12 protein-coding genes and 1 tRNA gene are annotated in these 12,838 nt (G+C 68.8%); 9 read left to right on the top strand and 4 right to left on the bottom strand.

Annotated features, from left to right (window positions below):
- The first annotated feature begins 100 nt into the window (after window positions 1–100).
- Window positions 101–997, top strand: coding sequence for a transcriptional activator NhaR (nhaR, locus tag DBV10_RS16540; protein WP_124514689.1), 897 nt, complete (start codon window positions 101–103; stop codon window positions 995–997).
- A gap of 141 nt (window positions 998–1,138) precedes the next feature.
- Here the strand turns inward: nhaR and DBV10_RS16535 are convergent, their stop codons facing one another.
- Together DBV10_RS16535 and DBV10_RS16530 are read right to left on the bottom strand one after the other, a co-directional pair.
- Window positions 1,139–2,089, bottom strand: a complete 951-nt coding sequence (locus DBV10_RS16535; RefSeq protein WP_124514688.1) for a sugar kinase — start codon at window positions 2,087–2,089, stop codon at window positions 1,139–1,141.
- Window positions 2,082–2,474, bottom strand: coding sequence for a RidA family protein (locus DBV10_RS16530; RefSeq protein WP_007849612.1), 393 nt, complete (start codon window positions 2,472–2,474; stop codon window positions 2,082–2,084). The genes DBV10_RS16535 and DBV10_RS16530 overlap by 8 nt, the downstream gene beginning before the upstream one ends.
- A gap of 114 nt (window positions 2,475–2,588) precedes the next feature.
- Here DBV10_RS16530 and DBV10_RS16525 point away from each other — a divergent pair, with 114 nt between their 5' ends.
- The 8 genes from DBV10_RS16525 to DBV10_RS16490 all read left to right on the top strand — a co-directional run bounded on the left by DBV10_RS16525 (window position 2,589) and on the right by DBV10_RS16490 (window position 12,039).
- The gene (locus tag DBV10_RS16525; protein WP_124514687.1) at window positions 2,589–4,187 is read left to right on the top strand and encodes an ABC transporter substrate-binding protein; all 1,599 of its coding nucleotides are present in this window, start codon (window positions 2,589–2,591) and stop codon (window positions 4,185–4,187) included.
- Window positions 4,188–4,323: 136 nt separating this feature from the next.
- Window positions 4,324–5,271 carry an ABC transporter permease gene (locus DBV10_RS16520; protein ID WP_370451186.1) on the top strand — a complete coding sequence of 316 codons (948 nt, stop codon included), beginning with the start codon at window positions 4,324–4,326 and terminating at the stop codon, window positions 5,269–5,271.
- Between the two features lies 1 nt (window position 5,272).
- Window positions 5,273–6,142: an ABC transporter permease gene (locus DBV10_RS16515; RefSeq protein WP_124514685.1), complete on the top strand. Its 870-nt coding sequence runs from the start codon at window positions 5,273–5,275 to the stop codon at window positions 6,140–6,142.
- 64 nt (window positions 6,143–6,206) lie between these two features.
- Window positions 6,207–7,259, top strand: a complete 1,053-nt coding sequence (locus DBV10_RS16510) for an ABC transporter ATP-binding protein (RefSeq protein WP_124514684.1) — start codon at window positions 6,207–6,209, stop codon at window positions 7,257–7,259.
- Entirely contained in the window at window positions 7,256–8,257 is a 1,002-nt protein-coding gene (locus tag DBV10_RS16505) for an ABC transporter ATP-binding protein (RefSeq protein ID WP_124514683.1), read from the top strand. Before DBV10_RS16510 ends, DBV10_RS16505 begins: the two co-directional genes overlap by 4 nt.
- Window positions 8,258–8,299: 42 nt before the next feature.
- Window positions 8,300–9,589, top strand: a complete 1,290-nt coding sequence (locus DBV10_RS16500; RefSeq protein WP_124514682.1) for an amino acid deaminase — start codon at window positions 8,300–8,302, stop codon at window positions 9,587–9,589.
- Between the two features lie 15 nt (window positions 9,590–9,604).
- On the top strand, window positions 9,605–10,567 hold the full coding sequence (locus tag DBV10_RS16495) for a MurR/RpiR family transcriptional regulator (RefSeq protein WP_124514681.1): 963 nt from the start codon (window positions 9,605–9,607) through the stop codon (window positions 10,565–10,567).
- Between the two features lie 11 nt (window positions 10,568–10,578).
- Entirely contained in the window at window positions 10,579–12,039 is a 1,461-nt protein-coding gene (locus DBV10_RS16490; RefSeq protein ID WP_124514680.1) for an amidohydrolase family protein, read from the top strand.
- Between the two features lie 257 nt (window positions 12,040–12,296).
- Here DBV10_RS16490 and DBV10_RS16485 read toward each other — a convergent pair.
- Window positions 12,297–12,373: transfer RNA gene (locus tag DBV10_RS16485), tRNA-Met, on the bottom strand.
- A 22-nt stretch (window positions 12,374–12,395) separates the two neighbouring features.
- Window positions 12,396–12,788 (bottom strand): 50S ribosomal protein L17, encoded by a 393-nt coding sequence (gene rplQ, locus DBV10_RS16480; RefSeq protein WP_063462385.1) that lies wholly within the window; start codon window positions 12,786–12,788, stop codon window positions 12,396–12,398.
- Window positions 12,789–12,838 lie beyond the last annotated feature (50 nt).

Raw genomic sequence — 12,838 nt, 5'->3', positions numbered from 1 at the left:
GGGGCCAAGCCTTCAATGTAGAGATTTTGACACTTCGCGTATATTCGTTTTATTGAGTTTTATTGCTCGTTTTTTTCGAAGTGTTTCACTGAGGCGCACCATGAACTTCAAGCACCTGCGCTATTTCTGGACCGTGGCCAAGGCCGGCGGCGTGATGCGGGCCGGCGAACAGCTGCACACCACCCCCCAAACGCTGTCCGGGCAGATCAAGCAGCTGGAGGAATGGCTGGGCCACGACCTGTTCAAGAAGCGCGGCCGGGGGCTGGAACTGACCAGCGAGGGCCGGGTGGCGCTGGGCTATGCCGAGCAGATCTTCGCGCTGGGGGACGAACTGGAAAAATCCATCCGACTGGCACGCGGGCAGTCTCGGCCGCTGGAGTTTCGTGTGGGCGTGGCGGATTCGGTGGCCAAGTCGGTCGCCTACCGCCTGCTGGAGCCGGCCCTGGGCCTGGCCGAGCAGGTGCACATGACCTGCCATGAAGGCAAGTTCCCCGAGCTGGTGGCACAGCTGAGCCTGCACCGGCTGGACCTGGTGCTGGCGGACGAGCCGGTCTCCAAAAAGATCGGCGTCAAGGCCTTCAACCATGCGCTGGGCAGCAGCGGCATGAGCTTTTTCTGCGCGCCGGCCCTGCGCCGCCAACTCGACGGGGCGTTCCCGAAATGCCTGCACGGCGCACCCATGCTGATCCAGGGGCCCCAGTCCTCGGTGCGCCAGCAGTTGGACCACTGGTTCAACAAGCACCAGCTGCAGCCGCGCCTGGTGGGCGAATTTGACGACAGCGCGCTGATGAACGCCTTCGGGCGCGAGGGGCGCGGGGTGTTCACCTCGCCCACGGTGCTGGAGGAGGAGACGCAGGCCCAGTTCGGCGTGGAGGTGATCGGCCGCTCGTCGGAGCTGGTGGAGGAGTTCTTCGCGATCTCAGTGGAGCGGCGCATCAGCCACCCCTGCGTGGCCGCGATCACCAAGGCCGCCCGGTCCGACCTGTTCGCGGCGTAATTGGCGGCCCCCTGAGTCGCCTTCGGCGCCTTCCCCCGGAGGGGGACGCCCCCAGCGCGGCGGGGCGGCCCTTGCGCGGGGGCTCTGGCCCGGGTCACGCCAGTTTCTCGACGCCGTGAGCAGCGCTGCCCTTGCCTTGCATCAAATCAAGACCTGCACCTGGCGCGCGTACGGCAGGGGCGCCACGGCGCCATAGCCTTGCACGGCCAGCGCAGCCGCCGCGTTGGCATAGCGCGCCGCGGTGAACACGTCGTCACCCTGGGCCAGGCGGGCCAGCAGGTTGCCGCAGAAGCAGTCGCCCGCGCCCGTGGCGTCCACGGGCGTGACGCGCAGGCCTGCAATGCGTTCCCTGCGCTGGCCGTCGCTGGCCAGGGCCCCCTCGGCACCGAGCTTGAGCACCACGGTGGCCGCGCCACGCGCATGGCCCCAGTTGACGATGGCCTCGGGATCGGACAGGCCGGTCAGCGCCTGCATGTCCTCCAGGCTGGGCAGGAAGATGTCGCACAGCGCAACCGCCTGCGCGATGCAGGCCTGGGCCCGCGCGAGCGGCCAGAGCTTGAGGCGCAGGTTGGAGTCGAAAGCCACCAGGGTGCCGGCCTCGCGCGCGAGAAGCATGGCCTCGAAGGCCGTGTCGCAGGCCTGCGGCGAGATGGCCAGCGAAATGCCCGACAGGTGCAGGATGCGCGCCGACTGCAGCACGGCCGCGGGCTCGCCGGCCAGCCACTGCGGCGCCATGCGGCTCGCGGCCGAGCCGGCGCGCAGGTAGCTGAACTCGTGCCCATTCGCCCCGTGCGTGACGAAGTAGATGCCCGTGGGGTGCTCGCCATCGCTCTGCACGCCGCGCACGTCCACGCCCTCGGTGCGCCACAGCGTGGCCAGGGCCTGGCCGAAGGTGTCCTGCCCGATGCGCGTGAGGTAGGCCACGCGGGCACCGGCGCGCGCCGCGGCGATGGCGGCATTGCTGGTGTCGCCGCCAAAGCCGCGCAGGTACTGCGGCTGGCCGGGGTGGACCTGGTTGAACTCGACCATGGCCTCGCCCAGCGCGGCCACGTCGAAGGTCTTGCCCACGGAGGTGGTGGAACGCTCAGGCACGGGGCTTGTAGGCGGTGACGTCGATCTCGACCTTGGCGTCGATCATGAGGCGCGACTCCACCGTGGAGCGGGCCGGCCGGTGCTCGCCAAAGCACTCCATGTAGACGCGGTTGAAGCTGCCGAAGTCGCGCGCATCGGCCAGCCAGACGCTGACCTTGGCCACGTCGGCCAGGGTGCAGTCGGCCAGGGCCAGGGCGTCCTTGACGCGCTGGAATACCTGGCGTGTCTGGGCCTCGATGCCGCCGACAATGACCTGGCCCTGGTCGTCCGTGGGCACCTGGCCCGAGACGAAGACGAAGTCGCCGGCGCGCGTGGCGGGCGACAGGGGTCGCGCCTGGCGGTCGGAGGCGATGGGGGACTGGCCCAGCAGTTCTACGTGGCTCATGGATCAAGCTCCTTGTGTAAATTATTTACATCAAACATCAGAAAAAACCCGTTTGACTTTCACAAATGGGTAATTTACGATGAATTTTGTAATGTTATTACTTATGGAGCCACGATGCAATCCTCATCCATCCGTGATTGGTTGACGCCCGGAAGGCCTGTCCAGGCCGCCAGGCGCAGTGTTCTGGGCCTGGCAGCAAGCGCTGCCGTGCTCGTGGCCCTGGGGTCGGGCCAGCCCGCCCTGGCCGCCCCCGCCAAGGGGGGCGCCGCCAACCTGGCCATGGTCGGCGAGCCCCAGGGGCTGGACCCCATGGTGAGCACAGCCGACCTGGTCGGCACCATCATGCAGCACGTCTACGAGCCGCTGTACACCTTCGACGCGAACTGGGCCGTGGCGCCCATGCTGGCCGAGGGCCTGCCCTCCGTGTCCAAGGACGGCCTGACCTACACCATCGCGCTGCGCAAGGAAGTGAAGCTGCACAACGGCCGCGACCTGAATGCCGAGGACGTGGTGGCCTCGCTGCAGCGCTGGATGGAGCTGTCGCCCCGCGGCAAGGCCGTGGGCAAGGAAGTGGCCTCGCTCACCGCCAAGGGCCCGCTGTCGGTGGAGCTCAAGCTCAAGGCGCCCTACGCACCGCTGCTGGCCCAGCTGGCCTTGCCCAGCGGCATGGCCGCCATCATGGCCAAGGAGAGCATCGCGCCGCAGCTCAAGGAATTCATCGGCACCGGCCCCTACAAGTTCAAGGAGCGCCGCCCCGACCAGTTCACGGTGCTGGTGCGCCACGACACCTACAGCGCCCGCAAGGAGGCCCCGAGCGGCTATGCCGGCCGCCGCGAGGCCCTGCTCGACGAGCTGCGCTTCGTGCCCGTGCCCAACGCCAACACCCGCGTGGAGGGCGCCCTGTCGGGCCAGTTCCAGTACGCCGACCTGCTGCCCGTGGAAGCGGCCAGCCGCATCGACAAGGGCGCCCCGGCCGTGGTGCCCATCGTGACCAAGAACTTCGGTTTCCCCTACATCGTCTTCAACACCAAGGAAGGCGTGCTGGCCGCGCAGCCGCTGCGCCGCGCGGTGCAGACCGCCGTGGGCTCGGGCGAGCTGCTGGCTGCGGGCTTTGGCGACAACCGCTTCTTCGCGGTGGAGCCCAACTTCTTCCCCAAGGGCACACCCTACTACTCGGATGCGGGCGGCAAGCTGTACAACGAGCGCAACCCGCAGGCTGCCAAGGACCAGGCGGCCAAGGCCGGCTACAGCGGCCAGCCGGTGCGCATCATGGCCAGCCGGCAGTACGAGTTCCACTACAACATGGCGCTGGTGATGGCCGAGCAGCTCAAGAAGGCCGGGTTCAAGACCGAACTGCAGGTGGTGGACTGGGCCACGCTGGTGCAGCGGCGCAACGACGCCAAGCTGTGGGACGTGTACTTCACGCATTCGGGCCTGTTCCCCGAGCCCATACTCTCGCCGCCGCAGCTGGGTGACGGCGCGCCGGGCTGGTGGGATTCGCCCGCCAAGAAGGCCACGCTCACGGCCTTCAACCAGGAGACCAATGTCGCCAAGCGCGGCCCGCTGTGGGGTGCCGTGCAGCAGGTGGTGTACGACGAAGTGCCCTTCATCGAGGTCGGCAAGTTCAACGGCCTCTCGGCGCGCTCGGCCAAGCTGGAAGGCTACACGCCGGCGATCTGGCCGTTCTTCTGGAACACGGGCCTGAAGAACTGACTCCCCCCGATGCGCCTGCGGCGCCTCCCCCTCCAGGGGGCGCCACCGGTGGCCCGGCAAAGCCGGTTCCACGGTGGCACAGGCCCAGGACCGGGGAGCATTTGTGTCGGCTCGCTTTTCGTAGAGACTCCAAATCATGCGTTTTCTGATGACCCGCCTGGGCGGCGCCCTGGTGGTGCTGGCCCTTGTCGCGGTGCTGGTGTTCGCGCTCACGCGCCTGGCCTCGGGCGACCCGGTGGCGCTGCTGCTGGGCGAGCAGGCCACGGCCGAGGACATCGCCGCGGCGCGCGTGCAGTACGGGCTGGACAAGCCCCTGCCCACGCAGTTCGTGCTCTGGGTTGGCGAGCTGCTGCAGGGCAACCTGGGCCAGTCCATCTTTCTGCAGCGCCCGGTGGCGCAGGCGCTGCTCGAGCGCGCCGAGCCCACGCTGTTCCTGGCGCTGTTCGCGGTGGGCATCGCGGCGCTGATCGGCATCCCCTGCGGCATGGCGGCCGCCATCTGGCGCGGCAGCCCCGGTGACCAGGCCCTGAGCGGCGTGGCCATGCTGGGCGCCAGCGTGCCCAGCTTCTGGCTCGGGCTGATCCTGATCCAGCTGTTCGCGGTCAAGCTCGGCTGGTTCCCGGCCTCGGGCTATGGCGACCCGGCCTCGCCGCTGGCCGAGCGCCTGTCGCACCTGCTGCTGCCGGCGCTGGTGCTGGGGCTGCTGAACTCGGCGCTGATCATCCGTTTCACGCGCGCCTCGATGCTCGACATCCTGGGCGAGGACTATGTGCGCACCGCGCGCGCCAAGGGCCTGGCCGAGCGCACGGTGATGGTCAAGCATGTGCTGCGCAACGCGCTGGTGCCCATCGTCACCGTGCTGGGCCTGACGCTGGCGCTGATGATCGGCGGCACCGTGGTGACGGAGACGGTGTTCAACCTGCCCGGCGTGGGCAACCTGGTGGTGCGCGCCGTGCTACGCCGCGACTACCCGGTGATCCAGGGCACGCTGCTGGTCATCGCAGCCATCTATGTGTTCATCAACCTGGCCATCGATTTTCTGTACACGCTGGTCGATCCACGCATCCGTCTGGAGGGCCAATGACATGGTGCAAGGCCTGATTCGCAATCTCCGGGACTACTGGCTGCCACTGGCGCGCCGCCTGTTCGCACGCAAGGTGGTGCTGGCCTCGGCCATCGTGCTGGCGCTGGTGGTCGCGGTGGCCACGGTGTTCCCCTGGGTGTCGGATGCCGACCCCAATGCCATATCGATCAGTGAGCGCCTGAACGCGCCCTCGGCCACGCACTGGGCCGGTACCGACGAGCTCGGGCGCGACGTGATGCTGCGCATCGTGCACGGCGCGCGCTATTCGCTGCTGATCGGCGGGCTCACCGCTGCGGGCGCCGTGCTGCTGGGCACACTGCTGGGCATGTTCGCGGGCTTCTTTCGGCGCCTGGATGCGCCGCTGATGCGCGTGGTGGACGCGATGATGTCCTTCCCCGACATCCTGCTGGGCATCGCGCTGGTGTCCATCCTGGGCGCCTCGCTGTGGAACGTGATGCTGGCGCTGGTGATCGTCTACACGCCGCGCGTGGCACGCGTGGTGCGCGCCAGCACCCTGGTGCTGCGCGAGCTGCTGTTCGTGGACGCGGCGCGCGCCCTGGGCGTGCGCACGCCGCGCATCCTGCTCAAGCACATCCTGCCCAACCTGGTCTCGCCCATCCTGGTGCAGGTGACCTTCATTTTTGCCTACGCCATCCTGGCCGAGGCGGGTCTGTCCTTCCTGGGCGTGGGCGTGCCGCCCGACATACCCACCTGGGGCACCATGATTGCGGGCAGCCTGGAGTCGGCCGACCGCGCGTTCTGGACCATCCTCTACCCGGGCCTGGCCATCGTGTTCACCGCCCTGTCGCTGCAGATGCTGGGCGACGGCGTGCGCGACCTGCTCGACCCCAAGCTCAAGAAGGCCGCATGAGCTTCTTTCACCGACCCACGCAAGCGCCCGCCCCTGGCGAGCGCGTTACGAAGGCAACCCACCCATGACCACCCCCACGGCTGCCCGGCTCGAAGTGCAGGGCCTGTCCACCTCGTTCGCCACCGACGCCGGCCGCATCCAGAGCGTGGCCGACGTGTCCTTTGCCATCCACCCGGGCCAGACGCTGGCGCTGGTCGGCGAGTCGGGCTCGGGCAAGTCCGTCACCAGCCTGTCGCTGATGGGCCTGCACGCCAAGACCTCGCAGGCGCAGGTGGGCGGCCAGGCCTGGTTCACCCGGCGCGATGGCCGGCGCGTGGACCTGCTGGCCCTGCCCGAATCCGAGCGCCGCGCGCTGCGCGGCAATGAGATCGCGATGGTCTTCCAGGAGCCCATGACCAGCCTGAACCCGGTGCTGACCGTGGGCGAGCAGATCGCCGAGTCGGTGCGCCTGCACCTCAAGCTGGACCGCAAAGCCGCGCTGGCCCACGCCCAGCGCATGCTGGAGCTGGTGGAGATACCGGCCGCGAAACAGCGCGTGCACGAGTACCCGCACCAGCTCTCGGGCGGCATGCGCCAGCGCGTGATGATTGCGCTGGCCATGGCCTGCAATCCCACGCTGCTGATCGCCGACGAGCCGACCACCGCGCTGGACGTGACCATCCAGGCGCAGATCCTGGCGCTGATGGGCCGGCTGCAGAAGGAAACGGGCATGGGCCTGCTGTTCGTGACCCACAACCTGGGCGTGGTGGCGCAGTACGCCGATGCCGTGGCCGTGATGTACGCGGGCCGCATCGTCGAATCGGCCCCCGTGCACGAATTGTTCGCGCAGCCCGAGCACCCCTACACGCGCGGCCTGCTGGCCTGCCTGCCCGGAGTGGCCCGGCGCCATGCCGTGGCGGTGGCCGGGCAGCGCCCGCGCCTGGTGGCCATACCGGGCCAGGTGTCGAGCCCGCTCGCGCCGCCGCCGGGCTGCGCCTTTGCGCCGCGCTGCGAGCGCCGCATCGCGGCCTGCGATGCGCGCATGCCGGCCCTGTCCGACGGCAGTGCCACCGAGGCCGGCCGGCGGGTGCGCTGCATCCGTATGGGCGAGACCAGCGTGCAGGAGGTGGCCGCATGAACGCCGTGGAAATCGCCCCCGTGCTCCCGGGCGCGGGTGAGAACCTCATCGAGGTGCGCGGACTGCGCAAGTACTTCGGCAGCGGCACGCACCCGGTGCGCGCGGTGGATGACGTGAGCTTTGCCATCCGGCGCGGCGAGACCCTGGGCCTGGTGGGCGAGTCGGGCTCGGGCAAGAGCACCATTGGCCGGCTGCTGACCCGGCTGGTGGACCCGACGGCGGGGCAGATGCTATACCACGGCGATGCAACCCAGGCCCAGGACCTGGCCGGCATGAGCCAGGGCCAGTTTCGCCCGCTGCGCTCCAAGATCCAGATCATCTTCCAGGACCCGTATGCCAGCCTGAACCCGCGCATGCGCATCCGCGAAGTGCTGGGTGAGGCACTGGACACGCACAGGCAGGCGCGCGGCGCGGCACGCCAGCCTCGCATCCAGGAGTTGCTCACGCAGGTCGGCCTCAGGCCCGAGCATGCGGACCGGTTTCCGCACGAGTTCTCGGGCGGGCAGCGCCAGCGCATCGGCATTGCGCGCGCGCTGGCGGTGCAGCCGAACTTCATCGTGGCGGACGAGCCGCTGTCGGCGCTGGACGTGTCGATCCAGGCGCAGGTGGTGAACCTGCTGGGCGACCTCAAGCAGCAACTGGGCCTGACCCTGCTGTTCATCTCGCACGACCTGGACGTGGTGGAGTACCTGTGCGACCGCGTGGTGGTGCTGTACCTGGGCCGCGTGATGGAGATCGCGCCCACCAGCGCGTTGTATGCGCAGCCGGCCCACCCCTATACGCGCGCCCTGCTCGCAGCGGCCCCCATCCCCGACCCGGCGCAGCGGCGTACCATTCCGCTGCTGCAGGGCGACCTGCCCAGCCCCGCCAACCCGCCCTCGGGCTGCGTGTTCCGCACACGCTGCCCCCACGCGGTGGCCGAATGCACCAGCGCCGACATGGCCATGCGCCCCGTGGGTGCCGAGCACTGGAAGGCCTGCTGGCGCGATGACATCTGACCGGCGCAGCCCCGCTGCGTCCCTCCAACATGACGAGACGACATGACGAACACCACCACTGACTTCACCCTGGACGCCACCAGCAAGAGCTTTCCCATCGCCGCAGCGCCCTGCCGCGCCAGCGAGATCGCCGCGCGCGGCTGGAACGTGCTGGCCGATGACCTGGCGTTCCCTCTGGCGGTGCTGAGCCGCACGGCGCTGGCGCACAACCTGGCCTGGATGCAGGATTTTGCGCAGCGCAAGGGCATCGCCCTGGCGCCGCACGGCAAGACCACCATGTCGCCGGAGCTCTTCGCACAGCAGCTGGCGGCCGGCGCCTGGGGCCTGACCTTCGCCACGGCCTTCCAGGTCGCGGTGGGGGTGGAGGCCGGTGCGCGCCGCGTCATCATCGCCAACCAGGTGGTGTGCGATGCCGACCTGGACGCGCTCGATGCGCTGCTGGCGCGCCATGCGGATCTCACGGTGTGGTTCCTCGTCGATTCGCTGGCGCAGCTCGCGCTGGTGGAGGACTGGAAGCAGCGCCGCGGCAGTGCCCGTGTGTTCAACGTGCTGCTGGAGATGGGCATCCCCGGCCAGCGCACCGGCTGCCGCACGCTGGACGCGGCACTGGCACTGGCGCGCGCCCTGGCAGCCTCGAAGGCCGTGCACTTCGACGGCACCGAATGCTACGAGGGCGGCGTGGCGCGCTGCGACAACGAACATGACGCACGGGAAGTGACCGCCCTGGTGCGCCGCGTGCTGGAGGTGGCACGCGCCTGCGATGCAGAGCACCTGCTCGCACAGGACCGCATCCTGCTCACCGCAGGTGGCTCGGCCGTGTTCGACCTGGTGGTGCCGCTGCTGCAGGCCCAGGGCCTGTCGCGCCCCGTGGAGGGGGTGCTGCGCTCTGGCTGCTACGTGACGCACGACCACGGCAACTACGCGCGCTTTCTCAAGAACGTGGAGCAGCGCGAGGGGCTCGATGACTCGCTGCGCCCGGCCCTCACGGTCTGGGCCATGGTGCAGTCGGTGCCCGAGCCTGGCCTGGCCTTGCTGACCTGCGGGCGCCGCGACATCTCCTACGACCTGGAGATGCCCATCCCGGTGCAGCTGGCGCGGCGCGGCGAGCGCTCGGCAGCAGCCGCCCCTGCCGGCTGGAGCGTGAGCGCCTTGAACGACCAGCATGCCTACCTGCGCTTCGATGCCGCAGCCGGCGACGCCGCTGCGCCCCGTGTGGGCGACCGCGTGGCGCTGGGTATCTCGCACCCCTGCACCACCTTCGACAAGTGGCGCTGGATGCCGCTGGTGGAAGACGATGGCGCCGTCACGGGTGCCATCAGCACCCGATTCTGAGATGCGGAGAAGCGCATGAACAGCAGCCTGCCTCCTTCGCCATCGTCCACCCAGCCGCCCAGCCCCACGCCGGGGCTGCTGCAGCAGCTGCGCGAGCGCCTGGACAGCCTGCCCGAGGCGCAGCGCAGCGTGGTGCGCGCCGTGCTCGAAGACCCGCGCGCGGCAGTGGCCGCCACGGTGGAGCAGCTGGCGCAGCAGGCGGGCGTGTCCATGCCGACCATCGTGCGCACCTGCCGCAGCTTCGGCTACGACTCGGTGCGCGAATTCATGCTGGCGCTGGCGCAGGACCTGGCGGTATCGGGCTCCTACCTGCACCGCAGCGTGCTGGCCGAGGACACGGCGCAGGACGTCTCGAGCAAGATCATCCATGCGGCCGTGTCCTCGCTGACCGAGCTGGGCCGGCGCATCGACGTGGACGTGATCGACCAGGTGGCAGCCAAGCTCGCCAAGGCGCGGCGCATCGATTGCTATTCGGTGGGTGCGGCGTCGACCTTCACGGCCAGCGAGCTGCAGAGCCGGCTGTTCCGCCTGGGCCTCACGGCCAATGCGATCTTCGACGCGCACCAGCAGCTTGTGTCGGCCAGCACCCTGGGGCCCGAGGGCGTGGCCTTCGTCATCTCGCACGTGGGGCGCATGCCCTACACGGTGGAGGCGGCCAAGTTCGCGCGCTCGCAGGGGGCCACCGTGGTGGCCCTCACCCAGCCGGGCACGCCGCTGGCCGAAACGGCCGACCTGGTGCTGGCGGTGTCGGTGCCTCAGGACGCGGTGATGCGCGTGGGCACCGAAGCCTACCTGGCGCACCTGGTGGTGATCGAGATCCTGATGGTGCGCCTGGCGCAGCAGCTGGGGCCGGTGGCCACGCGGGGCCTGCAGCAATTCAAGGCCCTGCTGCACAAGCACGGATTCGACAGCGCCGAGTATGCCGGCGCACTGGACCATGGACCGGCCATGCACAAGCCGGGCAAGAAAGAACATTGATGGCAGCAGCAATGCAAGCAGCGACCCTGCTCAGGAACGGAACGATCATCGACGGCACCGACCGCCCCGGGTGGGCGGGTGACCTGTTGATGGCGGGCGAGCGCATCGTGGCGCTGGCCGCGCCAGGCGAAATGGACCCCGCACTGCTGGCCGGCCTGGCCGTCGCCACCGTGGACTGCACGGACCGCGTGATCGCGCCGGGCTTCATCGACGTGCACACGCACGACGATGCCGCGGCGCTGGATGCGCCCGACATGCTGCCCAAGCTCTCGCAGGGCGTGACCACGGTGATCGTGGGCAACTGCGGCATCTCGCTGGCGCCGGTGGTGACCGACGCGCCAGCCGCCCCGCTCTCGCTGCTGGGCCGCCAGCAGTTCCGCCATGCCAGCATGGCGGCCTACGCACAGGCCGTGAATGCGGCGCAGCCCGGCGTGAACGTGGCTGCGCTGTTGGGCCATACGGCCCTGCGCATGCGCCACCTGCCCGAACTGGGTCGCGCGGCCACGGCCCATGAACGCGCTGCCATGGCCGCCGATATGCAGGAGGCCATGGATGCGGGCGCGCTGGGCCTGTCGTCGGGCGTGTTCTACAAGGAAGCCTATGCGGCCGACCTCACCGAACTGACCGAGCTGGCCAGCGTGGCGGCGCGCAATGGCGGCGTATATGCCACCCACATCCGCGACGAGCTGGCCGGCATCTTGCCGGCGCTGCAGGAGGCTGCGCTCACGGCGCGCCAGGCCGGCCTGCCGCTGGTGCTGTCGCACCACAAGTGCGCGGGCGCCTCGAACTGGGGCCGCACGCGCGAGACGCTGCCGTTGATCGAGTCACTCGCCCAGGGCCAGCCCATCAGCCTGGACGTGTATCCCTACACTGCGGGCTCGACGGTGCTGCGCACCGACCTGGTGGACGGGGTGATCGACATCCTGATCACCGGCAGCCAGCCCCACCCCGAGATGGTGGGCCGCTACCTCAAGGACATCGCGCGCGAATGGGGTATGAGCGAGCAGGCGGCCTGCGACCGGCTGCAGCCCGGCGGCGCCTGCTACTTCCAGATGCGCGAGGACGATGTGGAGCGCGTGATTGCGCACCCGCTGGCCATGATCGGCTCGGACGGGCTGCCGCACGACGAGCGCCCCCACCCACGGCTGTGGGGCGCCTTCCCGCGCGTGCTGGCATGCTACTGGCGCGAAAAGGGCCTGCTGCGGCTGGAAGAGGCCATCCACAAGATGACGAGCCTGTCGGCCCAGCGCTTTCGCATCGGAGAGCGGGGGCGCCTTGCCGTTGGCTGCATGGCCGATGTGGTGGTGTTCGATCCAGCGCGCGTGCGCGATACCGCCAGCTACGAACAGCCCGTGCAATTCAGCGAAGGCATCGAACAAGTGTGGGTGAATGGCGTGCTGAGCTACACCGCCAGCGGCCGGGCGACCGGTGCGCGCGCTGGGCGCTTTGTGCGTCGGCAAACCATGGGGTAACCCGGGATGGGGGCGGAACCCCCCGTACTTCGGAGGCACCCGGTCTGCCAGGGCAGCGCGGCCTCGACCGAACACCTCACCTCATGACCCGAGGGTAGCGGGCCCGGGGAATTCATCACGGAGCGCCCCACACACAAGGCCCTGACCTGACCTTCGCCAACCCGCAAAGGCTGCAGCCATGACCGCGAAATCGACCGCAGAAACAAAAACGCCCACTGTTCAGTGGGCGTTTGCTGCAAGCGGTGACCGCTACATATTGGTTGCGCGAGAAGGATTTGAACCTCCGACCTTTGGGTTATGAGCCCAACGAGCTACCAGACTGCTCCATCGCGCGGTATGAGATAAATTATACTCTATTATTCAGCTGCTGCCGAATTATTTTCAGTTTCTGCAGCGCGATCGACCAATTCGACCAATGCCATAGGCGCATTGTCGCCCACGCGGAAACCCATCTTCAGAATGCGGGTGTAGCCGCCGGGACGCACCTTGAAGCGGGGGCCCAGGTCATTGAACAGCTTGGTCACGCTGTCACGGTCGCGCAGGCGATTGAAAGCCAGGCGGCGGTTGGCAACGGAGTCTTCCTTGGCCAGGGTGATCATGGGCTCGATCACGCGGCGCAGTTCCTTGGCCTTGGGCACCGTGGTCTTGATGGCCTCGTGCTCGATGAGCGAGTTCATCATGTTCTGCAGCATCGCGAGGCGGTGCGAGCTGGTGCGATTGAGTTTGCGGAGGCCGTGTCCGTGGCGCATGGTGCTTTCCTTCTACTGTCTATGTAATTAAATCGGGCAGCCGTGTCAGG

This window comes from Acidovorax sp. FJL06 (assembly GCF_003852545.1).
Taxonomy (GTDB): domain Bacteria; phylum Pseudomonadota; class Gammaproteobacteria; order Burkholderiales; family Burkholderiaceae_C; genus Acidovorax.
The sequence above is the reverse complement of the archived record's forward strand: the minus strand, read 5'-3'. Positions and strand labels throughout refer to the sequence as shown.

Coding starts and splice junctions, on each gene's coding strand:
- nhaR (WP_124514689.1), top strand. CDS start 101: ATGAACTTCAAGCACCTGCGCTATTTCTGGACCGTGGCCAAGGCCGGC.
- DBV10_RS16530 (WP_007849612.1), bottom strand. CDS start 2,474: ATGAGCCACGTAGAACTGCTGGGCCAGTCCCCCATCGCCTCCGACCGC.
- DBV10_RS16525 (WP_124514687.1), top strand. CDS start 2,589: ATGCAATCCTCATCCATCCGTGATTGGTTGACGCCCGGAAGGCCTGTC.
- DBV10_RS16520 (WP_370451186.1), top strand. CDS start 4,324: ATGCGTTTTCTGATGACCCGCCTGGGCGGCGCCCTGGTGGTGCTGGCC.
- DBV10_RS16515 (WP_124514685.1), top strand. CDS start 5,273: ATGGTGCAAGGCCTGATTCGCAATCTCCGGGACTACTGGCTGCCACTG.
- DBV10_RS16510 (WP_124514684.1), top strand. CDS start 6,207: ATGACCACCCCCACGGCTGCCCGGCTCGAAGTGCAGGGCCTGTCCACC.
- DBV10_RS16505 (WP_124514683.1), top strand. CDS start 7,256: ATGAACGCCGTGGAAATCGCCCCCGTGCTCCCGGGCGCGGGTGAGAAC.
- DBV10_RS16500 (WP_124514682.1), top strand. CDS start 8,300: ATGACGAACACCACCACTGACTTCACCCTGGACGCCACCAGCAAGAGC.
- DBV10_RS16495 (WP_124514681.1), top strand. CDS start 9,605: ATGAACAGCAGCCTGCCTCCTTCGCCATCGTCCACCCAGCCGCCCAGC.
- DBV10_RS16490 (WP_124514680.1), top strand. CDS start 10,579: ATGCAAGCAGCGACCCTGCTCAGGAACGGAACGATCATCGACGGCACC.
- rplQ (WP_063462385.1), bottom strand. CDS start 12,788: ATGCGCCACGGACACGGCCTCCGCAAACTCAATCGCACCAGCTCGCAC.